Annotated in this window: 19 protein-coding genes; 8 read left to right on the top strand and 11 right to left on the bottom strand. The window is 66.1% G+C overall.

Annotated features, from left to right (window positions below; all coding sequences use genetic code 11):
- The first annotated feature begins 45 nt into the window (after positions 1-45).
- Positions 46-606: a DUF3617 domain-containing protein gene (locus tag CBY09_RS11920; protein ID WP_094289793.1), complete on the top strand. Its 561-nt coding sequence runs from the start codon at positions 46-48 to the stop codon at positions 604-606.
- On the opposite strand, the gene CBY09_RS11915 is transcribed toward CBY09_RS11920, so the two are convergent.
- The 3 genes from CBY09_RS11915 to CBY09_RS11905 form a co-directional block, all read right to left on the bottom strand.
- Complete coding sequence (locus CBY09_RS11915; RefSeq protein ID WP_240515697.1) at positions 590-1,765, bottom strand: diguanylate cyclase; 1,176 nt, start codon at positions 1,763-1,765, stop codon at positions 590-592. The two genes, CBY09_RS11920 and CBY09_RS11915, sit on opposite strands and share 17 nt — an antisense overlap.
- A 357-nt stretch (positions 1,766-2,122) precedes the next feature.
- Positions 2,123-2,860, bottom strand: a complete 738-nt coding sequence (locus tag CBY09_RS11910) for a 16S rRNA (uracil(1498)-N(3))-methyltransferase (RefSeq protein ID WP_094289789.1) — start codon at positions 2,858-2,860, stop codon at positions 2,123-2,125.
- 93 nt (positions 2,861-2,953) lie between these two features.
- Entirely contained in the window at positions 2,954-4,096 is a 1,143-nt protein-coding gene (locus CBY09_RS11905; RefSeq protein WP_094289787.1) for an aminoglycoside phosphotransferase family protein, read from the bottom strand.
- Between the two features lie 119 nt (positions 4,097-4,215).
- On the opposite strand from CBY09_RS11905, the gene CBY09_RS11900 reads away from it, so the two are divergent.
- The 3 genes from CBY09_RS11900 (at position 4,216) to rsmA (ending at position 8,901) form a co-directional block, all read left to right on the top strand.
- Positions 4,216-6,630, top strand: coding sequence for an LPS-assembly protein LptD (locus CBY09_RS11900; RefSeq protein WP_094290191.1), 2,415 nt, complete (start codon positions 4,216-4,218; stop codon positions 6,628-6,630).
- 4 nt (positions 6,631-6,634) lie between these two features.
- Entirely contained in the window at positions 6,635-8,053 is a 1,419-nt protein-coding gene (locus CBY09_RS11895; RefSeq protein WP_094289785.1) for a peptidylprolyl isomerase, read from the top strand.
- A gap of 68 nt (positions 8,054-8,121) precedes the next feature.
- Positions 8,122-8,901, top strand: coding sequence for a 16S rRNA (adenine(1518)-N(6)/adenine(1519)-N(6))-dimethyltransferase RsmA (gene rsmA / locus CBY09_RS11890; protein ID WP_094289783.1), 780 nt, complete (start codon positions 8,122-8,124; stop codon positions 8,899-8,901).
- Positions 8,902-9,136: 235 nt separating this feature from the next.
- Here rsmA and CBY09_RS11885 read toward each other — a convergent pair whose 3' ends face one another.
- From CBY09_RS11885 to aptA, 7 genes are all read right to left on the bottom strand, one after another.
- Entirely contained in the window at positions 9,137-9,346 is a 210-nt protein-coding gene (locus tag CBY09_RS11885; protein WP_094289781.1) for a hypothetical protein, read from the bottom strand.
- Positions 9,325-9,750: a barstar family protein gene (locus CBY09_RS11880; protein WP_063461487.1), complete on the bottom strand. Its 426-nt coding sequence runs from the start codon at positions 9,748-9,750 to the stop codon at positions 9,325-9,327. The genes CBY09_RS11885 and CBY09_RS11880 overlap by 22 nt, the downstream gene beginning before the upstream one ends.
- 140 nt (positions 9,751-9,890) lie before the next feature.
- Positions 9,891-10,298, bottom strand: a complete 408-nt coding sequence (locus CBY09_RS11875) for a guanyl-specific ribonuclease (protein WP_094289779.1) — start codon at positions 10,296-10,298, stop codon at positions 9,891-9,893.
- Positions 10,299-10,452: 154 nt separating this feature from the next.
- On the bottom strand, positions 10,453-12,798 hold the full coding sequence (locus CBY09_RS11870) for an NADP-dependent malic enzyme (protein WP_094289777.1): 2,346 nt from the start codon (positions 12,796-12,798) through the stop codon (positions 10,453-10,455).
- Positions 12,799-13,207: 409 nt separating this feature from the next.
- A complete protein-coding gene (locus tag CBY09_RS11865) occupies positions 13,208-14,725 on the bottom strand; it encodes a CoA-acylating methylmalonate-semialdehyde dehydrogenase (RefSeq protein WP_094289775.1) in 1,518 nt (505 codons plus the stop codon).
- 70 nt (positions 14,726-14,795) lie between these two features.
- Positions 14,796-15,431 (bottom strand): DJ-1/PfpI family protein, encoded by a 636-nt coding sequence (locus CBY09_RS11860; RefSeq protein WP_094289773.1) that lies wholly within the window; start codon positions 15,429-15,431, stop codon positions 14,796-14,798.
- A gap of 20 nt (positions 15,432-15,451) precedes the next feature.
- A complete protein-coding gene (aptA, locus tag CBY09_RS11855) occupies positions 15,452-16,813 on the bottom strand; it encodes an omega-aminotransferase AptA (RefSeq protein ID WP_094289771.1) in 1,362 nt (453 codons plus the stop codon).
- A 400-nt stretch (positions 16,814-17,213) separates the two neighbouring features.
- Here aptA and CBY09_RS11845 point away from each other — a divergent pair, with 400 nt between their 5' ends.
- Entirely contained in the window at positions 17,214-18,164 is a 951-nt protein-coding gene (locus CBY09_RS11845; protein ID WP_094289767.1) for a LysR family transcriptional regulator, read from the top strand.
- Positions 18,165-18,254: 90 nt separating this feature from the next.
- Complete coding sequence (locus CBY09_RS11840) at positions 18,255-18,560, top strand: flagellar basal body protein (RefSeq protein ID WP_063461580.1); 306 nt, start codon at positions 18,255-18,257, stop codon at positions 18,558-18,560.
- 211 nt (positions 18,561-18,771) lie between these two features.
- Here CBY09_RS11840 and CBY09_RS11835 read toward each other — a convergent pair whose 3' ends face one another.
- The gene (locus CBY09_RS11835) at positions 18,772-19,044 is read right to left on the bottom strand and encodes a DUF2061 domain-containing protein (RefSeq protein ID WP_094289765.1); all 273 of its coding nucleotides are present in this window, start codon (positions 19,042-19,044) and stop codon (positions 18,772-18,774) included.
- A 273-nt stretch (positions 19,045-19,317) separates the two neighbouring features.
- Between CBY09_RS11835 and CBY09_RS11830 the strand changes: the two genes are divergently transcribed.
- Positions 19,318-20,361 carry an SPFH domain-containing protein gene (locus CBY09_RS11830; RefSeq protein ID WP_094289764.1) on the top strand — a complete coding sequence of 348 codons (1,044 nt, stop codon included), beginning with the start codon at positions 19,318-19,320 and terminating at the stop codon, positions 20,359-20,361.
- 127 nt (positions 20,362-20,488) lie between these two features.
- Positions 20,489-22,003 carry a DUF4178 domain-containing protein gene (locus tag CBY09_RS11825; protein ID WP_094289762.1) on the top strand — a complete coding sequence of 505 codons (1,515 nt, stop codon included), beginning with the start codon at positions 20,489-20,491 and terminating at the stop codon, positions 22,001-22,003.
- Positions 22,004-22,007 lie beyond the last annotated feature (4 nt).

Below are 22,007 nucleotides of genomic sequence, written 5' to 3'. Positions count from 1 at the left end.
CCCATTGCCGGATTCCCGCATGTCCCACTCTGGAGAAGCCACACCATGCACCACCCCGCCATCGCCCTGACCACGGCCCTGTTGTTGACCGGTGTGCTGGCGCCCGCCCAGGCCCAGGTGCAGAAGATGCGCCCCGGCCTTTGGGAACACAGCGTGGCCATGAAAAGCCAGAGCGGCGAGATGGAAGCGGCCATGGCGCAGATGCAGAAGTCCATGGCCAGCATGACGCCCGCGCAGCGCAAGCAGATGGAGCAGATGCTGGCGCAGCAGGGCGTGGCCATGGGGCCGGGGGGCAGCACCACCACCGTGAAGGTGTGCATCAGCCCCGAGCAGGCCGACCTGGACCGCATCCCGCCGCAGGAAGGTTGCACGCAGACCGTGACCCGCACCGGGCCGAACACCGTGGCCATGCGCTTCAGCTGCAAGGGCGCGCAGGGTCAGCCGCCCACCACGGGCGAGGGCACCATGACCTTCAACGGCCCCACGGCCTACACGGGCCAGTTCAAGGTCAAGACCACCAGCAACGGCAAGCCCGACCAGCTCGACATGGCGCAGACCGGCAAGTGGCTGGCCACCGACTGCGGCGCGCTCAAACCCGTGCGTTGAAGGGGGACGGGCCCGCAGCGGGGCGCGGCGGGTGCTGCGGGCCGCTGGGCGCCACCACCCAGCGGTTGCGCCCCAGGGCCTTGGCGGTGTAGAGCGCCTGGTCGGCGCGCTCCAGCGTGTGCACCACGGTGTCGCCCGGCAGATGCAGGGCCAGGCCTGCCGATACCGACATGCGCAGCGTGCCCGTGGCGTGGGGGATTTCGAGCGCCTCCACCGCCAGCCGCACGCGTTCCAGCAGCTCGCGGGCGTCGTCCAGCTGGGTCTCGCAGAGCATCAGCACAAACTCCTCGCCGCCCCAGCGGGCCAGCACGTCAGTGTCGCGCACATGGGCGCGCACGGTGCCTGCAAAGGCTTGCAGCGCGCGGTCGCCGGTGGCGTGGCCGTGCTGGTCGTTGATGGGCTTGAAGTGGTCGATGTCGAGCTGTGCCAGCAGCAGCGGGCGGCCGCTGCGCAGGCTGCGGCGGTGTTCCAGCTCCATCAGGTCGAGCATGGCGCGGCGGTTGATGAGCCCGGTCAGCTCGTCGCGTGTGGCCAGCTCGCGGTTGATGTCCAGTGCCTGCGCCAGCGCCTCACGCTGCTGCTGCAGCCGGGCGCGGATGCGGTGGATGCGCAGGTTCAGCGCCACACAGCCGCCGAGCACGATCACCACCATGAGGGCATAGGCCGTGTCGAGATAGCCCGAGGCGTTGGCACTGAGGCGCGAACTCACGCCGATCGCGCACCCAAAGGCCACCAGCGCATAGATGCCGATGCCGATCACCTCGGCCACCGTGAGGCCGAAGGTGCCGAAGAACAGGATCATGGCCAGCACGCTGGGCACCAGCCCGCGCGCCTCGCCCGCCAGCACATAGGCCACGGCGCCGCTGGTGATGGTCCAGGCCATCTGGGGCAGGGTGAGCGAGGGGTCGCGCAGCGCCAGCGTGGCGCCGGACCGGATGAAGGCCGTCATCACGGCCAGCCCGCCCACCGAGAGGGCGGCCCACCAGTGCACGGCGGTGGCGTTCAGCGCAGCACTGGCATGCGCCACCAGCAGCATCACGCCCGCGCTGGCGGCCATCAGCAGCAGGGCCAGCAGCGCCATCCCCACCAGCGTGCGCCGCCGGGGATCAGTGGAAAGGATCACGTCCCTGAGGCGCTGCCAGCGGGAAGGTGGGCGCAAGGTGGGGGCTCCTGCCAGAGGTGGGGCCACGCGCTGGGCGCGGCCGATCGGGCATTTTAGGCCGCAGGGGGCCGCGCGTACATCCTTGGAGCCTGTTCAAAGCCTTTTTGGAGATCGCATTGGAGTGCAATCGGGAGGAGTGGATGCTTCGGATGCGCCGCATGGGCTCGTGCCCATGCAAGCAGCCGGGGCGTCCAATCGCCCGATTTCACTCCAACCCTTCGGGCAAGTGCCTTGCCGGGCGGTCTGCGGCGTTGCGGCGCTTGCCGATAGCACGGGCTATCGGCTGCGCACCGCGCCTAGCATCCCATCCCGGCAAGGGACTTGTGCGGCTCCAAAAAGACTTTGAGCAGGCTCCTACAGCAGCGTCAGCGCCGCCAGGGCCGCCAGCGGCGCGGTTTCGGCGCGCAGTACGCGGGGGCCGAGCGTGACGGGGGCAAAGCCATGCAACAGGGCCAGGTCTTCCTCGGCGCCGCTGAGCCCGCCTTCTGGGCCGGAGAGGAACAGCACCGGCCCGGCCGGGGCCGCCGCCTGCTGCAGCGGCAAGGTGCCTGCGCGCAGCGACAGCAGCAGGCGCTGCGCTGCCACGGCCCCGTCGGACGCTGCGGCCCCTGCCTGCGCACGCGCCCAGCCCGCGAGGTCGATGGCATCGTGCACCACGGGCACGCGGTTGCGGCCACATTGTTCGCAGGCGGCCACGGCCACGGCCTGCCAGTGGGCGATTTTCTTGTCGGCGCGCTCGCCCTTGAGCTTGAGCACGCTGCGCTCGGCCACCAGCGGGGTGATGCTGGCCACGCCGAGTTCGGTGGCTTTTTCCACGAGCCAGTCCATGCGCTCATTGGCGGTGATGCCCGCCAGCAGGTGCACGGCGCGCGGCGCCTCGCGCTCGGTGGCGTGGTGGGCGCCCACCTGCACCAGCACATCGCTGCGGCCCATCTTCAGCACCGTGGCCTCGAACTCGCCGCCTTCGCCGTTGAAGAGCGTCAGCGCATCGCCGGGCTGCTGGCGCAGCACCTGCACATGGCGCGCGGCGCCGGGGGGCAATGCAATCTCGGCGCCCGTGGCCAGCGGAGCGGGGCAGTGGAAACGGGGCATTTGCTATGTTTTTAATAGCTATCTGGGCAATGTGATCGCGCGCAGAGGGCTGTTTTTGCTTGAATATTTTGGCGTCTGGGCGGCGGTGCCTGCCTACATGCGGCCGTAGGCAAAGCCCACCACGGGTTCGGTGCCCTCGATCTGGTCGAGCATCTGCAGCAGCGGGCCCAGCTGGCGGTAGCGGTTGGCGGTGGCGCGGATGTAGGCCATGAACCGGGGCGCGTCGGCCAGGTACTTGGGCTTGCCGTCGCGCAGCGTCAGACGCGCAAAGATGCCCGCGACCTTGAGGTGGCGCTGCAGGCCCATCCATTCCACCGCACGGTAGAACTCGCCAAAGTCATCGCCCCAGCCGCTGGCGCTGTTGGCGCCCAGCAGCCCGGCCTTGCGCGCCTTCTCCCAGTAGCGCACGGTGATGTCGATGACGAATTCCTCTTCCCAGCTGATGAACGCGTCGCGCAGCAGGCTGGCGATGTCGTAGGTGATGGGGCCGTAGACCGCGTCCTGGAAGTCGAGCACGCCCAGCGGTGCACCAGCTTCCACAGGCGCCATCAGGTTGCGGGTCATGAAGTCGCGGTGCACATAGACCTGGGGTGCGGCCAGGTTGTGCGCCACGATGGTGTCAAAGGCGCTGCTCAAGGTGGCCTGCTGCTTGTCGTCCAGGGCGATGGCGCGGTGCTTGGCGAGGTACCAGTCGGGGAACAGCGCCAGTTCGCGGCGCAGCAGCGCGTCGTCGTACACGGGCAGCACGCCGGGGGTGGAGGCTTTTTGCCACTGCAGCAGTACATCGGTGGCCTGCTGGTACCAGGTGTAGGCGTCCTGGGGTTTTTCGGGGTTCAGCCGCTCGATCACGGTCTGGTGGCCCAGGTCGGACAGCAACATGAAGCCGGTGGGCTCGTCAAACGCCAGGATCTGCGGCACGTTCAGCCCGGCAGCGGCCATCAGGCCCTGCACCTGCACGAAAGGCTTGCAGTTTTCCTTTTCGGGCGGGGCATCCATCACGATGCGGCTGGCGCCCGTGGCCGTGTCGATGCGCAGGTAGCGACGAAAGCTCGCATCGGCCGAGGCGAGGCGCAGCGTGGCGGGCAGCAATTGCTGGGGGCCGGCCAGGGGCGCCAGCCAGGCGTCGAAGGCCGCTTTGCGGGCGGCGTCGGGCCAGGTCACGGGGGGCAATGTGGCGGCGGCAGCGGCCGCGCCCAGGGGCGCACCGGCGGGTGATGGGGGGAAGGGGTGGCTCATGGATAATCCGATTTTAAAACCCGCTTTGGGCACGCATCCCCGCAGAGCCTGGGGCGGGCCTTCTTCCTCTGCCACCGCCCGAACCACCACCCCACGTGCCACGCTGCCAGCCCCCCACCGTGCAGACCCCCCCTTCCCTCCGGCCCCGGCCTGCCACGGCACAGGCGGCGCGCCTGCGCGCCCCGGTGCCGCGTGCCCTGGCCTATGGTGTCGCACTGGCCTGTTGCAGCTGGCCGCTGACGGCCCTGGCCCAGGGCCCGGCCCACAGCGCCTGGGATGCCCCGCCTGCGCTGCGCACCTCGCCCCTGCTGCAGGAGAAGATCCCGGACGCCGTGCGCCCCCAGCTGCCCGTGTTTGTGAAGGGCGACCACATCAGCGGCCAGACCGACCTGAACGCGCTCATTGAGGGCAATGCCGAGCTGCGGCGGGGCGACACCGTGATCCACGCCGACCGGCTGGACTACAACGTGCCCGAAGACCTGGCCAAGGCCAACGGCAAGGTGCGCATCAACCGCGCGGGCAATGTCTACGAGGGCACGGCGCTGGAGCTGCGCGTGGATGCGTTCGAGGGCTTCTTCAGCGACGCGCGTTACCAGTTCCTGGCCACACAGGCGCATGGCGACGCCACGCGCGTGGACTTCATCGACCGCTACCGGGCCGTGGTGCACAACGCCACCTACACCACCTGCGAGCGCGGCAACGAAGCCAGCTGGGAGCCCGACTGGGTGCTGCGCGCAGGCACGCTGCGCCTGGACAACGAAGAAGAAGTGGGCACGGCCGAGAACGCCGTGCTGGAGTTCAAGGGCATCTCGGTGCTGCCCATCCCCTACATCACCTTCCCGCTGTCGGACAAGCGCAAGTCGGGCCTGCTGCCGCCCACCATCGGCCTCGACAGCCGGGACGGCGTGGCCTACATCCAGCCCTACTACTGGAACATCGCCCCCAACCGCGATGCCACGCTGCGCGCCGCGCTCATGACCAAACGCGGCGCCAACCTGGGCGGCGAGTTCCGTTACCTGGAGCCCACGTACTCGGGTCAGATCAGCGCGGACGTGATGCCGGCCGACCGGCTGCGGGACCGCCTGCGCTGGAGCTTCTCGGGCCAGCACCAGGGCGCGTTTGACACCGCCATCGGTGGCCTGGGCCTGAACCTGAACATCAACCGCGTGAGCGACGACAACTACTGGCGCGACTTTGGCCGCGCCTCCGAGCCGTTGCGCCAGCGCCTGCTGCCCGGCGACGCCACGCTGTCCTGGGCCCGCAACGACATGAGCGCCAGTGTCCGCACCCTGAAATGGCAGACGCTGCAGGACGTGAACGCGCCCATCGTGCCGCCTTACGACCGCATGCCCCAGCTGCAGTGGCGCTACGTCCCGACCCAGCTGGATGGCGGTTTCGACGCGACCGTGGAGTTGGACACCACGCGCTTCCAGGCCGCTCGCGCTCTCACGGGTCAGCCCAATGCCGACCGCAGCTATGCAATGGCGCAGATCAGCCGACCGTTTCTTGCACCCGGCGGTTTCATCACGCCGCGCCTGCAGCTGCACGCCACCACGTACCAGTTCGACACCCCCCTGTCCAACGGCGACCGCTCGGCCAGCCGCACGCTGCCCACGTTCAGCCTGGACAGCGGCCTGGTGTTCGAGCGCGACGCGGCCTACTTTGGCCGTGCCTTTTTGCAGACGCTGGAGCCCCGGGCGTTCTACACCTACACGCCCTACCGCGACCAGAGCCGCCTGCCGGTGTACGACACGGCAGCCAATGACTTCAACTTCGCCACCATCTTCACGGAGAACGCCTTTGGCGGCAACGACCGCCTGGCCGACAACAACCTGCTCACCCTGGGGCTGACCACGCGGCTGCTCGACCCGAACTCGGGCGCCGAGGCGGTGCGCTTCGGCGTGGCCCAGCGCCTGCGCTTTTCGGACCAGAAGGTCACCCTGCCGGGCGTGGCGCCCGTGAGCGAGCGTCTGTCCGACCTGCTGCTGGGCGCGGGCATCACCTGGACACCGCAGTGGGGCTTTGACTCCACCGTGCAGTACAACCCCAAGACAGGCCGCTCCATCCGCTCGACCATCGGCGCGCGCTACAGCCCCGGCAACTACCGCACCGTGAGCGCGGCCTACCGCCTGCAGCGTGGCACCAGCGAGCAGGTCGATGTGGGCTGGCAATGGCCCCTGAACGACCTGTGGGGCGACAAGGGCCAGGACCTGGGCGCAGGCCGGGGCCAGGGCGGCGGGCGCTGGTACAGCGTGGGCCGCCTGAACTACAGCATCAAGGACCGCAAGCTCGTGGACACCGTGGTGGGCTTCGAGTACGACAGCTGCTGCTGGATCGGCCGCGTGGTGCTGGAGCGCCTGCAAAGCAGCGTGACCACGTCCAACACCCGCCTGCTGTTCCAGATCGAATTTGTGGGATTCTCCCGCCTCAGCCTGGGCTCCAGCCCGCTGGAAACCTTCAAGAACAACGTGCCGCGCTACCAGAACCTGCGCGAGCAGGTCTCCACGCCCAGCCGTTTCAGCAACTACGACTAACGCCATGAACCACCGAGTTTTTGCACTGGCCCTTGCCACCCTGGCCTCCATGAGCATGCAGGGCGCTGCGGCGCAGGGGCTGCGCCCTTCGGGGGCGTCGCCGTCCGGCAAGAGTGGCCTGTCCGCGCCCTCGGCACGCCCACCGGCGGCGCCGTCGATCACGCTGCCAGAGTCTGGCGCGGGCACGGCGCCCCGCTCGGCCGACTTCATCGTGGCGGTGGTCAATTCCGAGCCTGTGACCAACTACGAAGTGCGCTCGCGCCTGGCCCGGGCCGAGGCCCAGCTGGCCAAGCAGGGCGGCGCCATGCCCCCGCGCGACCTGCTCGCGCGCGAGGTGCTGGAACGCATCATCCTGGAGAAGGTGCAGCTCCAGCAGGCGCGTGAATCCGGCATCAAGGTGGACGATATGGCGGTGGCCCAGGCCGAACAGGGCGTGGCCCGCCAGAACGACATGACCGTGGAGCAGCTGTATGCGCGCCTGGGCCGCGACGGCATGAGCCGCGAACGTTTCCGCGAAGAGCTGCGCAACCAGCTGCTGCAGCAACGCCTGCGCGAACGCGAGGTGGAAGCGCGGGTGAAAGTGACCGACCTGGACGTGGACCAGTACCTGCGCGACGAGCAGAAGGGCACGGACCCCGCCGCAATGGAAATCAACCTGGGCCATGTGCTGGTGCTGGTGCCCGAGAACGCCAGCCCCGTGCAGGTGGCCGAGCGCCAGGCCAGAGCCCAGCGCGCGGCCGACAAGGTGCGGGCCGGTGAAGACTTTGCCGCCGTGGCGCGCGAGTTTTCTGACGCTGCAGAGGGGCAGCGCGCGGGTGGCCTGCTGGGCCTGCGTCCGGCCGATCGCTACCCGGAGCTGTTCGTGAACTCCACGCTGGGCCTGCCCGTCGGCTCCATCGTGGGCCCCGTGCGGTCCCCGGCGGGTTTCCACGTGCTCAAGGTGGTGGAGCGGGTCACGGCGGGCATGCCCGCGACCGTGGTGCAGAACCACGCCCGTCACATCCTGCTGCGCACCGGCCCCCAGCTGTCCGAGACCGCCGCCGCCGCCCGCCTGGCCGACTACCGCCGCCGCGTGCTCGCGGGCCAGGCCGACTTTGCGGCGCTGGCGCGCGAGCATTCGCAGGACGGCAGCGCCAAGGACGGCGGCGACCTGGGCTGGGCCAGCCCCGGCCGGTATGTGCCCGAGTTCGAACAGGCCCTGGACACCCTCAAGCCCGGCGAGATCAGCGAGCCGCTGGTGTCGCGTTTTGGTGTGCACCTGGTTCAGCTGCTGGAGCGGCGCGAGGCCAAGCTCACCCAGCGCGAACAGCGTGAGATGGCGCGTGGCGTCGTGCGCGAGAAGAAACTCGACGAGGCCTACGCCACCTGGGCGCAGGAGCTGCGCGGGCGCGCGTATGTCGAGTACCGCGAGCCACCCCAGTAAACACCTGCAGCAGCATTGGTAGCAGCAGACCCATCCCCCACTTCCGTGACAAGACAGGCAAGGCCGCGTTGAAACACATCCCCCGCAAGCGCTTCGGGCAGCATTTCCTGTCCGACCACGGCATCATCGACGGCATCGTTTCGGCCATCGCCCCGCTGCCGGGCCAGCCCATGGTCGAAATCGGGCCCGGCCTGGCTGCTCTGACCCAGCCCCTGGTGGAGCGCCTGGGGCGCCTCACCGTCATCGAACTGGACCGCGACCTGGCGCTGCGCCTGCGACTGCATGGCCAGCTCGACGTGATCGAATCTGACGTGCTGAAGGTGGATTTCACGGCCCTCGCGCAGACCCTGCGCGAGAAGGCCGGTCAGCCCGGGCTGCGGCTGCGCGTGGTGGGCAACCTGCCCTACAACATCTCCACGCCCATCCTGTTCCACCTGCTCGCGCATGTGCAGGTCATCGAAGACCAGCACTTCATGCTGCAAAAGGAGGTCATCGACCGCATGGTGGCCAGCCCCGCGACGGGCGACTATGGCCGCCTGTCGGTGATGCTGCAATGGCGCTATGCCATGGAAAACGTGCTGTTCGTGCCGCCCGAGAGCTTCGACCCGCCCCCGCGCGTGGACAGCGCCGTGGTGCGCATGGTGCCCCATGCCGAGCCCGCGCCACTGTCGGTGCCCGTGCTCGAAGAACTGGTGCAGGTCGCCTTCAGCCAGCGCCGCAAGCTGCTGCGCCACACCCTGGGCCGCTGGCTGGAAGCCCGCCAGTTCGCTGGCCACTTCGACACCCAGCGCCGCGCCGAGGAAGTGCCCGTGGCCGAATACGTGGCACTGGCGCAAGTTTGCTCTTAAATTGATAGCTGTTGGTGCTTGCTGGACGCGCGCAAAGCAGTGTTTTCACTATTGATGCGCGGTGTGTCTACGGTGAGCAAGCTAGCGCTTGACTTCGCCACAACCCATAGCAACTGACGCAGCCCAGGCCAGTGACACCGCGCAAGGGCCGCCCCGCCGCGCTGGTGTCGTCCCCCTTCCCGGCGAAGCCGAGAGAAGGGGGAAGCGGCGCAGCCGCTCAGGGGGATGTACCGAGTTATGCGGCGCTGAGCCAGTAACCCGCGTTGAAAGGGCTGCTCATGCGCAGCGCCATGGGGGAGACGTCCACGAGCTTGTCGGTCGGCATCTTCTCGGCGGATTCCGCGTGGATCTCGATGCCCTTGACTTCCTGGGCGCCGGTAGCCTCGTTCGCCCGTTCTGCTTGGCTGGTGGATGCAGAACGGGCTACAGAAAAGAATAGAAACACCGGAAGGGGATCTTGCGATCACCCCAGTAGTCCGCCGCGTCGCGGAAGATGTCGAGCAGCTGCTCGCGTGCTTCCTTGTCAAACTTGGCCGTGGCGGGGATCTGCTCCAGCACCACGATGAATCCTGGCTGCGGGCCCGATTTGTGCAAGGGGTCCGTCATGCAGTCGTACAACGCGTCGAAGTTCTTGCCGAAATGCGACGGGAAGGTGAACTGGGCGGCAATCAGGTCCAGCACATCCTGTTTGGACTGCGCGTGGGCCAGGTTGGCATACAAGAAATGGTGACCCATGGAGGTGGCCGCATCCTGCAGGTCCTGCACGCGGAACGCGCGAATGGACTGCACGATGTTGGTGCGCACGCCACGCAGTGGCGTTTCCAGGTCTTTACGAAGTGGCGTCTGCATCTCCGCTACTCTTTCTTTAGAAAGTCCACAAACTTCTGGCTCTCCGCAGGGCTGCGGAATGCAGCCTGCGGGTGGGGGATTCAAGGGGGCGCACTGACCGCTGCCAGCGTATCTCTGGCCTGCGTGCAGCGCAACGGGTGTCACTCGACGATTTCGCGAAAACTGGCGTAGTGATCGCTGGTGTAGTAGCAGGCATCCGGAACCCGGGGCTTGCCGCCACACACGATGCGCCGGGCTCCCCGGTTGCGCGATCCTGGTGTTCTGACGGTGTACTCACGGTAGTAGCCCCGCTTGTGGGCGGGCAACAGCCGCTCGCGGTTGCCGAAAACTGTTCCGTCCTTGTCATACGGAAAGGGCCCTCCTTCACGGATCAGCGCATAGGTATCTCGCCCTTGGGGCGGCAACTCGGCCAATGCGATGGGGGGGATGGCGCCGCCGGTAGACGGGGCGTTTCGAGCGTGCCCCATTGCCGGGGACAACACGAACGCAACACCCAAAACACACAAAAACCCTGCTTTGCGCGCCCGGGTGGCTACAGCCTTCAACATCAACGAACCTTTCAGAAACTACGGGTTAACCCGAAATTTCGAGCCGCTAGTGTCGCTCAACGGCCCCCAAAAAGCAAGCGTCTGCACAAAGATTGGGCAGACGCTGAAGGGTTGATCAAGTGCCTTAAGTTAGCACTTGCTACCGCTTTGTGGCTTATCTTGAAACGTTGGCGTCGGCCACCGTCAAGGCGGTCATATTGACAATCCGGCGCACGGTGGCGCTGGGTGTCAGGATATGGACGGGCTTGGCCGCACCCAGCAGCACGGGGCCGATCGCAATGCCGCCACCGGCTGCGGTCTTGAGCAGGTTGTAGGCAATGTTGGCGGCATCAATATTGGGGAACACCAGCAGATTGGCATCGCCAGTGAGTTCACTGCTGGGCATGAGGGCCGCGCGGGCCTTGCCGTCCAGCGCCACATCGCCGTGCATTTCGCCGTCCACTTCCAGCCAGGGCGCCTGCTGGCGCAGCAGCTCCAGCGTCTGGCGCATCTTCACGGCGCTGGGGTGGTTGCTGGTGCCAAAGTTGGAGTGCGACAGCAGCGCGGCCTTGGGCTTGATGCCAAAACGCATCATTTCTTCGGCGGCCAGGGCGGTGATCTCGGCCAGCTCCTGGGGGGTGGGGTCGTAGTTGACGTGGGTGTCCACCAGGAACACCTGGCGGCCGGGCAGCATGAGGCCGTTCATGCAGGCGTACACGGGCACGTCCTGCGCCGTGCTGTCGGCGCCGCCCGCATGCTTGCCGATGACCTGATCGATGTAGAGCAGGTGGTTGGCGGTGGTGCCCCAGGTGCCGCAGATCAGGCCGTCCACCTCGCCCTTGTGCAGCATCATCGCGCCGATCAGCGTGAGGCGGCGGCGCATCTCGATCTTGGCGACCTGCTGGGTGATGCCCTTGCGCTCCGTCATGCGGTGGTAGGTCTGCCAGAAGTCGTTGTAGCGGTGGTCGAAGTCGGTGTTGACCACGTCGTAGTCCACGCCTTCCTTCAGGCGCAGGCCAAACTTTTCGATGCGCTGGGCGATGATGGCGGGACGGCCGATCAGCGTCGGGCGGGCGACCTTTTCGTCCACCACGATCTGCGCGGCGCGCAGCACGCGCTCTTCTTCACCTTCGGCATAGGCCACGCGCTTCTTCGCGGCATTGCGCGCCGCGTCGAAGATGGGCTTCATCGTGGTGCCCGAGGCATACACAAAGGTCTGCAGCCGCTCGCGGTAGGCGTCCATATCTGCGATGGGGCGCTGCGCCACGCCGCTGTCCATGGCCGCCTGGGCCACTGCCGGGGCGATCTTCATCATCAGCCGTGGGTCAAAGGGCTTGGGGATCAGGTACTCGGGGCCGAAGGTGAGCTTCTCGCCCACGTAGGCGGCTGCCACCACCTCGCTCTGCTCGGCCTGGGCCAGCTCGGCAATCGCGTGCACGGCGGCAATTTCCATCTCATCGGTGATGGTGGTGGCGCCGCAGTCCAGTGCACCCCGGAAGATGTAGGGGAAGCACAGCACGTTGTTCACCTGGTTGGGGTAGTCCGAGCGCCCCGTGGCCATGATGATGTCGCTGCGCACGCTGTGTGCCAGCTCGGGCGTGATCTCGGGGTTGGGGTTGGCCAGCGCGAAGATCACCGGGCGCTCGGCCATCGTGGCCACCATCTCGGGCTTGAGCACGTTGCCAGCCGACAGGCCCAGGAACACGTCGGCGCCGACCATCACCTCGGCCAGCTTGCGCGCGTCGGTCTTCTGCATGAACTGGCGCTTGTCGTCGTCCATCAGCTCTTCGCGGCCCTCATAGACCACACCGGCCAGGTCGGTAACGAACACGTTCTTGCGCTGCACGCCCACCTTGAGCAGCAGGTTCAGGCAGGCCAGGGCCGCAGCGCCCGCGCCGCTGGTGACCAGCTTCACGTCTTCAATCTTCTTGCCTGCCACCTTCAGCGCATTCACGATGGCAGCCGCCACCGTGATGGCCGTGCCGTGCTGGTCGTCGTGGAAGACCGGGATCTTCATGCGCTTGCGCAGCTCGCGCTCCACGTAGAAGCAATCGGGGGCCTTGATGTCTTCGAGGTTGATGGCGCCGAACGTTGGCTCCAGCGCGGCAATCACTTCCACCAGCTTGGCTGGGTCCTTCTCGTCGATCTCGATGTCGAACACGTCGACGCCCGCAAACTTCTTGAACAGGACGGCCTTGCCTTCCATCACCGGCTTGGAGGCCAGCGCGCCAATGTCGCCCAGGCCCAGCACGGCCGTGCCGTTGGAGATCACGGCGACAAGATTGCCGCGCGAGGTGTAGCGGAAGGCGTTGGCAGGGTCCTTGACGATCTCTTCGCAGGGCGCGGCCACGCCCGGCGAGTAGGCCAGCGCGAGATCGTGCTGGTTGATCATCTGCTTGGTGGCAGCAATCGCCAGCTTGCCGGGTTTGGGAAACTCGTGGTACTCGAGAGCGGCACGGCGCAACTGGGCGCGCTTGTCGGTATTGCTGTTGTTGTTCTCGGCCGTGGTGTTCTCGGGCATTCAGTGTCTCCAACTCAGGGGGTGAGGGGCCAAAACCGTACTCCAGCGGGTCTGCAGCAGGCTGTCAGCTTTGTAAGGGTCTGCGATTGTAGGGGGATGTGCGTAAAAACCCTAGTAAGCGAATCTGCTTACTCAGGGGCTGTTTGCCCATTCATTGTGTCGTGCGGACGGGGTTTTGAGACCCCCGTATCCATGCACAAAAGCTATGAGGTGTTTTGCTTTTTGAGGGGCGACACCGCGCTTGCCAGAAACGGGTCGCTTCATGGACTCTTCTGGCGTCAAAAGAGTGCATGCCGCGCCGGCCGTGGTCATTGGGATGGCCTGACTTCCAATGCTCTGGCGCGGCATGGAACAAAAAAAGGCCCCGCATGGGGCCTTTGTCGTTGAAGCGTAGACGCCGACGGCTGCTTCAGCGGCTGCTCGGGAAGCTGAACATCGCCCCCTCGCGCACGCCGGCCGACGGCCAGCGCTGCGTGATGGTCTTGCGCTTGGTGTAAAAGCGCACGGCGTCCGGGCCGTAGGCGTGCAGGTCGCCGAACAGGCTGCGCTTCCAGCCGCCAAACGAGTGGTAGGCCACCGGCACGGGCAGAGGCACGTTCACGCCCACCATGCCGACCTGGATGTGGTCGGTGAAGTAGCGGGCGGCCTCACCGTCGCGGGTGAAGATGCAGGTGCCGTTGCCGTATTCGTGGTCGTTGATGAGCTGCATGGCTTCCTGCAGCGTCTTCACGCGCACCACGCCGAGCACGGGGCCGAAGATTTCTTCTTGGTAGATCTTCATGCCGGGCTTGACGTTGTCGAACAGGCAGGCGCCCAGGAAGTAGCCTTCCTCGTGGCCCGCCACCTTCACGCTGCGGCCATCGACCACCAGCGTGGCGCCTTCGGCCACGCCGCTGTCCACATAGGCCTTCACCTTCTCGAAGTGCGGCTTGGTCACCAGCGGGCCCATGTCATTGCTGTTGTCGGTGCCGGGGCCCACCTTCATCTTGGCGATTTCGGTCGTCAGGCCCGCGATCACGGCGTCACCCACTGCGTCGCCCACGGCCACCAGCAGCGGGATGGCCATGCAGCGCTCGCCGCACGATCCGTAGGCCGCTCCCATGAGGGCGCTCACGGCGTTGTCCACATCGGCGTCGGGCATGAGCACCGCGTGGTTCTTGGCGCCGCCCAGGGCCTGCACGCGCTTGCCGTGCTTGCAGCCTTCGCTGTAGATGTATTCGGCAATCGGCGTGGAGCCCACAAAGCTCACGGCTTTCACGCGGGGGTCCTGCAGCAGCGTATCGACGGCCAGCTTGTCGCCGTTGACCACGTTCAGCACGCCGGGGGGCAGGCCGGCTTCGAGGGCCAGCTGGGCGATGAACAGCGTGGAGGAGGGGTCGCGCTCCGAAGGCTTGAGCACAAAGGTGTTGCCACACGCCACGGCCATGGGCCACATCCACAGCGGCACCATGGCCGGGAAGTTGAACGGCGTGATGCCGGCGGTGACGCCCAGCGCCTGGAACTCACTCCAAGAGTCGATGCTGGGGCCCACGTTGCGGCTGTGCTCGCCCTTGAGCAGCTCGGGCGCATAGCTCGCGTATTCCACGTTCTCGATGCCGCGCTGCAGCTCGCCATGTGCATCGGCCAGCACCTTGCCGTGTTCGGCGGTGATCATCGCGGCAATCTTGTCGGCGTTTTCTTCGAGCAGCACCTTCAGCTTGCTCATCACGCGGGCGCGCTTCAAAGGCGGCGTGTTGCGCCAGGCGGGGAAGGCGGCCTCGGCCGAGGCAATCGCAGCCTCCACCGTCGCTTTGCTCGCCAGCGCCACGCTGGTGGTCGATTGGCCGGTGGCAGGGTTGAACACGGGCTGCGTGCGATCAGAATCGGCAACGATCTTGCCGTCGATCAGGTGGCCGACGGTGGTGGTGACATTTTTGTCGTGGTTCATGGTTGTTTCAAGTAAAAAATGCCGCTTGCGCTCGTCCAGTATGCGCAAGCAGCTATAAAAAAATGAGTGACTATGCAGCCTGTGCCGCCGCCTGGAGTTCCAGTGTGGGCACCACATGGGACAGCGCGCGGTCGATGAACTCCTGCTTTTCGCCCACGGGCGCAAAGTAGTGCAGCACCTCGCGCGCGGCGTCCAGCCCCTTCAGACGTGCAACCAGCCACGCCACCAGATACTGCGACGCCAGGCACCCGCCCGCCGTGGCCACGTTGCCACGGGCGGTGAAGGCGCGCGGCACCACGTCCACACCCGACTCCACCACCCACGGTTTGCTGGTCAGGTCTGTGCAGGCCGGCGTGCCGTTGAGCAGGCCCAGGCGGCTCAGCAAAAAGGTGCCCGAGCACTGCGCCGCCAGCAACTGGCGTTCAGGGTTCAACGCACGCAGCTGCTCCATCAGCGCCGGGGTGTTGGCCACCTCACGCGTCTTCATGCCGCTGCCCACCAGCACCGCGTCGGCCTGGGCCAACCGGCTCAGGTCTTCATGCGCGTCGATGGTGAGGCCGTTCATGGACGTGACGCGCGGCGTGGGGCTCGCAATGCGCACCTGCCAGTCCGTGTCGCCCAGCAGTGCGATGCGGCTGAGCATGCCAAACGCCACGAGCGAGTCGAGGTCGTTGAAGGCGTCGAAAGTGAGGATGGAAATGCGCATGGGCCGGTCGGGCTTTTGCCTTAAGCCGTCTCGTGCAGGGCGTCGCCCAGGGCGCTGATCAGGCGGTCGATTTCGGCCTGGGTGCTGATGAATGGCGGTGCCAGCTGGATGGTGTCGCCACCGTAGCGCACGTAAAAGCCTTTCTTCCAGCAGTTCATCGCAATCTCGTAGGGGCGGCGGGCAGGCTCGCCGGGCAGCGCTGCAATCGTGAAGCCAGCGGCCAGGCCAAAGTTGCGGATGTCGGCCACATGCTTGGCGCCCTTGAGGCTGTGCACGGCCTGCTCAAAGTACGGCGCCAGCGCCTTCACGCGGCCGATCATGTCTTCCTTTTGCAGGATGTCGAGCGCCGCAATGCCCGCCGCGCAGGCCACGGGGTGGGCCGAGTAGGTGTAGCCGTGCGGAAACTCCAGCATGTACTCAGGGCCGCCTGCGGCCATGAACGTGTCGTAGATCTCTTTGGTGGCCACCACGCCGCCCAACGGCTGCGCGCCGTTGGTGACTTGCTTCGCAAAGTTCAGGATGTCGGGCGTCACGCCAAAGGCCTCGGCACCCGTCCAGGCGCCGCTGCGGCCAAAACCGCTGATCACTTCGTCAAAAATCAGCAAGATGTTGTTTTGTGTGCAGATCTCGCGCAGGCGCTGCAGGTAGCCCACCGGCGGGATCACCACACCGGCGGAGCCCGAGAAGGGCTCGACGATGACGGCCGCAATGTTCGATGCATCGTGCAGCGCAATCACTTCCAGCAGGCGGTCGGCCAGCTCCTTGCCCGTGGGCGGCATGCCCTTGTGGAACGAGCCCGCGGGCGGCTGGGTGTGGGGCAGGTGGTCGGCCTCCACGCCCTGGCCAAACAGCTTGCGGTTGGCCACGATGCCGCCCACCGAGATGCCGCCAAAGTTCACGCCGTGGTAGCCCTTTTCGCGGCCGATCAGGCGCGTCTTGGTGCCCTGGCCCTTGGCGCGCCAGTAGGCGCGGGCCATCTTCAGCGACGTATCGGCCGACTCGGAGCCCGAGCCGGTGAAGAACACATAGTCCAGCCCTGCAGGCGTCAGTTCCTTCACGCGGTTGGCCAGCTCGAACGACAGCGGGTGGCCAAACTGGAAGGCGGGCGCGTAATCGAGCTTCATCGCCTGCTTGCCGATGGCCTCGGCGATCTCGCGGCGGCCATGGCCTAGGCCCGCGCACCACAGGCCCGAGAGGCCGTCAAAAATCTTGCGGCCTTCGGAGTCGGTGTAGTAGGCGCCGCTGCCCTCCACGATCATGCGCGGGTTGGCCTTGAACTGGCGGTTGCCGGTGTAGGGCATCCAGTGCGCGTCCAGCCACTCGGCGTCCATGCGGGGGCCTTCGGCACCGGCGGCGGGTTTTTCGATGTTGACGAAGCTCATGGGGTTCTCCAGTGCAAAGGCGGCGAAAAAAGGCAGACAACCCCAGCGGCCTGGGGGTTGACGTTAGAACCTGTTCAAAGTCTTTTCGGGGATCGCATTGGAGTGCAATCGGGATGAGTGGATGTTTCGGATGCGCCGCATGGGCTCGTGCCCATGCAAGCAGCCGGAGCATTCAATCGCCCGATTTCACTCCAACCCTTCGGGCAAGTGCCTTGCCGGGCGGTCTGCGGCGTTGCGGCGCTTGTGGATAGCCGGGCTATCCACTGCGCACTGCGCCTTGCATCCCATCCCGGCAAGGTACTTGTGCGCCCCCGAAAAGACTTTGAACAGGTTCTAAAGCATTGTTGCGCTGCCTGTTAATCTCTCCAATACTCCAATATCAATGTTTACTTGACGGTTTATGCAAGTAAAAACACCTCTGCTCCACCCTTCCCCCAAACACCGCGCCGTACTGGGCCAGCTCAGCGACATGGACCTGCGCCTTTTGCAGGTGTTCAAGGCCGTGGTCGAGTGCGGTGGCATGTCGGCCGCCGAGCTGGAGCTGAACATCGGCACCAGCACTGTGAGCCGCCACATGAAGGACCTGGAAACCCGTCTGGGCCTCACGCTGTGCCGCCGGGGCCGGGCCGGGTTTGCGCTCACGGCCGAGGGCCAGCGCGTGTACGACGAAACCCTGCGCCTGCTGTCCGCCGTGGACGGCTTCCGCAGCAGCATCGACGACATCCACCGGCGCATGGGCGGGCGGCTGGAGGTGGCGGTGTTCGACAAGACCGCCAGCAACCCCGCTGCGCACATCGGCGATGCGATTGCGCTGTTTGCCAGCCAGGCGCCGGAGGTAAGCCTGCAGATGCACGTCGCGTCCATCCCGGCCATCGAGCGCGGGCTCATCGACGGCAGCTTCCATGTGGGCATCATCCCGGCGCACCGCACGTCACAAAGCCTGGTCTATGCCGACCTGTTCGCCGAAACCATGCTGCTGTACTGCGGCGCGCGCCACCCGCTGTTTGGCGGAGACCACGTCGCGCTCACCTGGGAATCACTGCGCGCCTACCAGTTTGCGGGCCTGGGCTACCACTCCCCCAACATGGAGCTGAGCCACAGTACCCGCCTGCCGCGCAAGGCCACGGGGTTCGATCAGGAGTCGATCGCCACGCTGATCCTGTCGGGCCGCTACCTGGGTTTTTTGCCCGACCACTATGCTGAGGGTTTCGAGCGCCAGGGGCTCATGCAGGCGGTGTCGCCCACGCAGTTCCATTACCGCTGCCAGTTCGTGAGCGTGCTGCGCAAGTCGCCCCAGCCGCCGCGTGCGGCGCAGGCGTTTGCGCAATGCCTGCTGCAGGCGCATGGTTGATCGCCCCGGCTTGCCTGCGCAGCGGTGCAGGCGGACAATTCGGGTTTTGCTGGTCTCACTGGCATTGGCGCTTTTTTGCGGGGCATAACCATGGCAACCATTTCTTCGATTGGCAGTTCAGGCCTGCAGGCCGCCCAGTTGCGGCTGGACGCCTCGGCCAACAACGTGGCCAACATGAACACGCCCAACTACCGCCGCCAGGTGGTGGCGCAGGAAGAAGCCGCCGACAGCGCCGGTGTGCGCGCCACGGTGCAGCGCCAGCAAGAGGCGGAAGGCGTGGCACTGGAGAAAGAGGCGGTGGAGCAGATGTCGGCCACCTACGCCTTCAAGGCCAACCTGCAGACCATCAAGACGCAGGACGAGATGATGGGTTCGCTGCTGGATGTGAAGGCCTGATTCGCAGCAAGCCTTCGTCCAGGTCCCCCATGCAATGCCCCGCTGGTCGGGGCATTGTTGCTTCTGGCCCTGGAGGGCGTTCGGCGGGTCAACCGGCCGATGCCAAACTAGCCAGCCGGTGCACCAGCCAGCGCTGGAAGGCCAGCCCCGTGCTGGTGCGGCTGCGCAGAGGGATGCTGTACATGGTGGGCTCCTTCGGGTGAGGGTTCAATCAAGCGGCCTGCATCGTGGCCGGGCTGGCGGCGGTTGGGGTATTGCCACCGCTGGCATCGCGCCGCGCCACCCGGTCCCAGGCCTTCTCGTGGAAGAAGAAGGCCACGGCCTGCACCGTGGGCTCCAGCAGGCTCAGCGTGAGCGAGGCCCACAGGTTGCCCGTGACGGCATAGGCCACCATCGCTGCCACGCCGATGTGGATGAGGTAGTAGCTGCCGGTCTTCATCAGCATGGTCTTGTTCTGGCGGGCGGCGCGGCGGATGTGGGACATGGCGGGCTCCTTGTTCTGCAGGCTGCGGGGGGATGTGCAGCGATGGAGAAATGGTAGTGATTCGCAATAGCAAAAGCCAATTGATCATTGCTAAAGCGGAGATAGTCGCTATCAAGCTGCGGTGATCGAGTGCCCCGCAGCGCCTATCGCAAACACAGGGCTGGTGGGTGTGAACTGGTTCACACAAGGGGGCAAAAATAGTGCGATCAGGCCCTCGCCCCCGTTGCTATGATGGCCGCTCTTTTCAACCCCTCTTTTGCTTTGGGAGCACACATGGCCCTCATGGACTTCATCAAGAAACAGTTCATTGACATCATTCAGTGGACCGAAGAGGGGGACGGCACGCTGGCCTGGCGCTTCCCCATGGCGGGCATGGAAATCCAGAACGGCGGCACGCTGGTGGTGCGCGAGTCGCAGATGGCCATCTTCGTGAACGAAGGCCAGGTGGCCGACGTGTTTGGCCCCGGCACCTACAAGCTCACCACGCAGACGCTGCCGGTGCTCACGTACCTCAAGAACTGGGACAAGCTCTTTGAGTCCCCCTTCAAGAGCGATGTGTACTTCTTCAGCACGCGCCAGCAGATCGACCAGAAATGGGGCACGCCCCAGCCCATCACGATCCGCGACAAGGACTTTGGCGCGGTGCGCCTGCGCGCGTTCGGCAACTACGCCTTCCGCATCGCTGACCCCAAGCTGTTCCACACCGAGATATCGGGCACGCGCGAGTCCTACCCCGTGGCCGACCTGGAAGGCCAGCTGCGTGGCCTGGTGCTGCAGAACATCAGCAACGCGATTGCGGGCAGCGGCCTGCCGTTCCTGGACCTGGCGGCTAACCAGGTCATGTTTGCCGACGCGCTGACCAAGGAACTCGCGCCCATCTTCGCCAAGCTGGGCATCCTGATCGAGTCCCTCACGGTGCAGAACGTCTCGCTGCCCGAAGAGCTGCAGAAGATCCTCGACCAGAAGATCGGCATGGGCATGGTGGGCAACGACATGGCCAAGTTCATGCAGTACCAGACGGCGCAGGCCATCCCCAAGTTTGCCGAAGCCAGCGGTGGCGGTGGCGGCATTGCGGGCGACGCCATGGGCCTGGGTGCGGGCGTGGCGCTGGGCCAGGTGCTGGCGCAGAACCTGCAGCAAGGCCTGCAGGCCCCCGTGGCCCCGGCAGCAGCGCAGACTGCAGCTGCTCCGGTGGGCGTGAAGCCCGAAGAAGTGATGGCCACGCTCGAAAAGCTGGGCGACCTCAAGTCCAAGGGCATCCTTACGCAGGAAGAGTTCGACACCAAGAAGGCCGAGCTGCTCAAGAAGCTGGTCTAGAAGGTGTGCCACACCTTTTGACTCAATTGCTATCATAAATATAGCTGTCTTCGCAGGAGGGACGCGCGCAAGGGGCCTAAAAAGCTCCAAAGCCGCGTGATGCGGCGCAGGCAGGACACTCCAGACGATGGCCACCGACCCCACCCAGCGCTACTACCGCGCGCCCTGCCCCGGCTGCGGCGCGCCGGTGGAGTTCAAGAGCGCGCAGTCCACGCACGCCGTGTGTGGCTACTGCCAGAGCACGGTCGTGCGCAGTGGCGAGGTGCTCACGCGCCTGGGCAAGATGGCCGAGCTGTTCGACGACCACAGCCCGCTGCAGCTCATGGCCAGCGGGCGCATCCAGCTCGATGGCAAGAATGTGCCCTTCACCCTCATCGGCCGCCTGCAGTACAAGGGCGACGCGGGCGTGTGGACCGAATGGGCCGCCTTCCTGAGCGACGGCACCCTGGCCACGCTGGGCGAGGACAACGGCGCCTACGTCTTCACCCGGCCCATCGACCCCGGCCGCGAGATGCCCGCGCCCGAGCGCTTCCGTATCGGCACCACCACGGCCATCAACGGCAAACCCTACAGCGTGGCCTACACCGGCCAGGCGCAGCTGATTTCGGCCCAGGGCGAGCTGCCCAAGCTGCCACCGCTGGGCCAGCCCTTTGGCATGGTGGAGCTGCGGAGCAGCGACGGCGAAGTGGTCAGCATCGACTACGGCCACACCCCGCCCAACGTCGAGCGCGGCCGTGCCGTGCTGCTCGAAGACCTGCAGCTGCAGGGCCTCAAGGACGAATCGGCCAAGCACGAAAAAGGCCGCCAGTTCAGCTGCCCGCACTGCGGTGCGCCGGTGCAGGTACAGCTGTCCACCTCCAAGAGCATCACCTGCGGCTCATGCGCCAGCATCATCAGCCTGGACAGCGGCGTGGGTGGCGAGCTGCGTTCGGCCGAGCAGGATGAGCCTGTGCAGCCCCTCATCCCGCTGGGCAGCAAGGGGCAGCTTCAGGGCGTGCACTGGCAGGTGGTGGGCTTTCAGCACCGCATGGGCGTGGAGCCCGGCGACGACGAACACTTTGGCTGGAGCGAGTACCTGCTGTACAACCAGAAGCGCGGTTTTGCGTTCCTGGTCGATTCCGAAGAAGGCTGGAGCATGGTGCGCCCCACCACCGGCGCGCCGCAGATGGCGGCCACGGGCCGCTCGGCCACGTACATGGGCACCAAGTACGACCTCAAGTACACCTACGAGGCCGAGACCACCTACGTGCTGGGCGAGTTCTACTGGCAGGTCACGCGCGGGCAGAAGACCACCAACCGCGACTTCGCCAGCAGCAAGGGTCTGCTGTCGATGGAGCAGAGCCCGAACGAGATCACCTGGTCTGCGGGCGACAAGATTTCCAGCGACACCGTGGCCAAGGCCTTCAAGCTCGAAGACAAGAAGGACGTGCTGCAGCGCGATGACCCGGGGCCTTTTGTGGCCAAGTCGGGCCTGGGCTGCGGCACCATCATACTGCTCGCGGTCGTGATCCTGATCCTGCTCATCTTGCTGAGCCGCTGCTCCAGCTGCGATCCCCGGGTCGAAAACTGTTCCTCGTCCTCCAGCTACCGCAGCTCGGGGGGCTCGTATGGCGGATATTCGTCGGGCGGCAGCCACAAGTAGTGCG

The organism is Acidovorax kalamii (assembly GCF_002245625.1).
In the GTDB taxonomy this organism is placed as follows: Bacteria; Pseudomonadota; Gammaproteobacteria; order Burkholderiales; family Burkholderiaceae_C; genus Acidovorax; species Acidovorax kalamii.
This window is presented reverse-complemented; position numbering and strand designations above follow the sequence as displayed.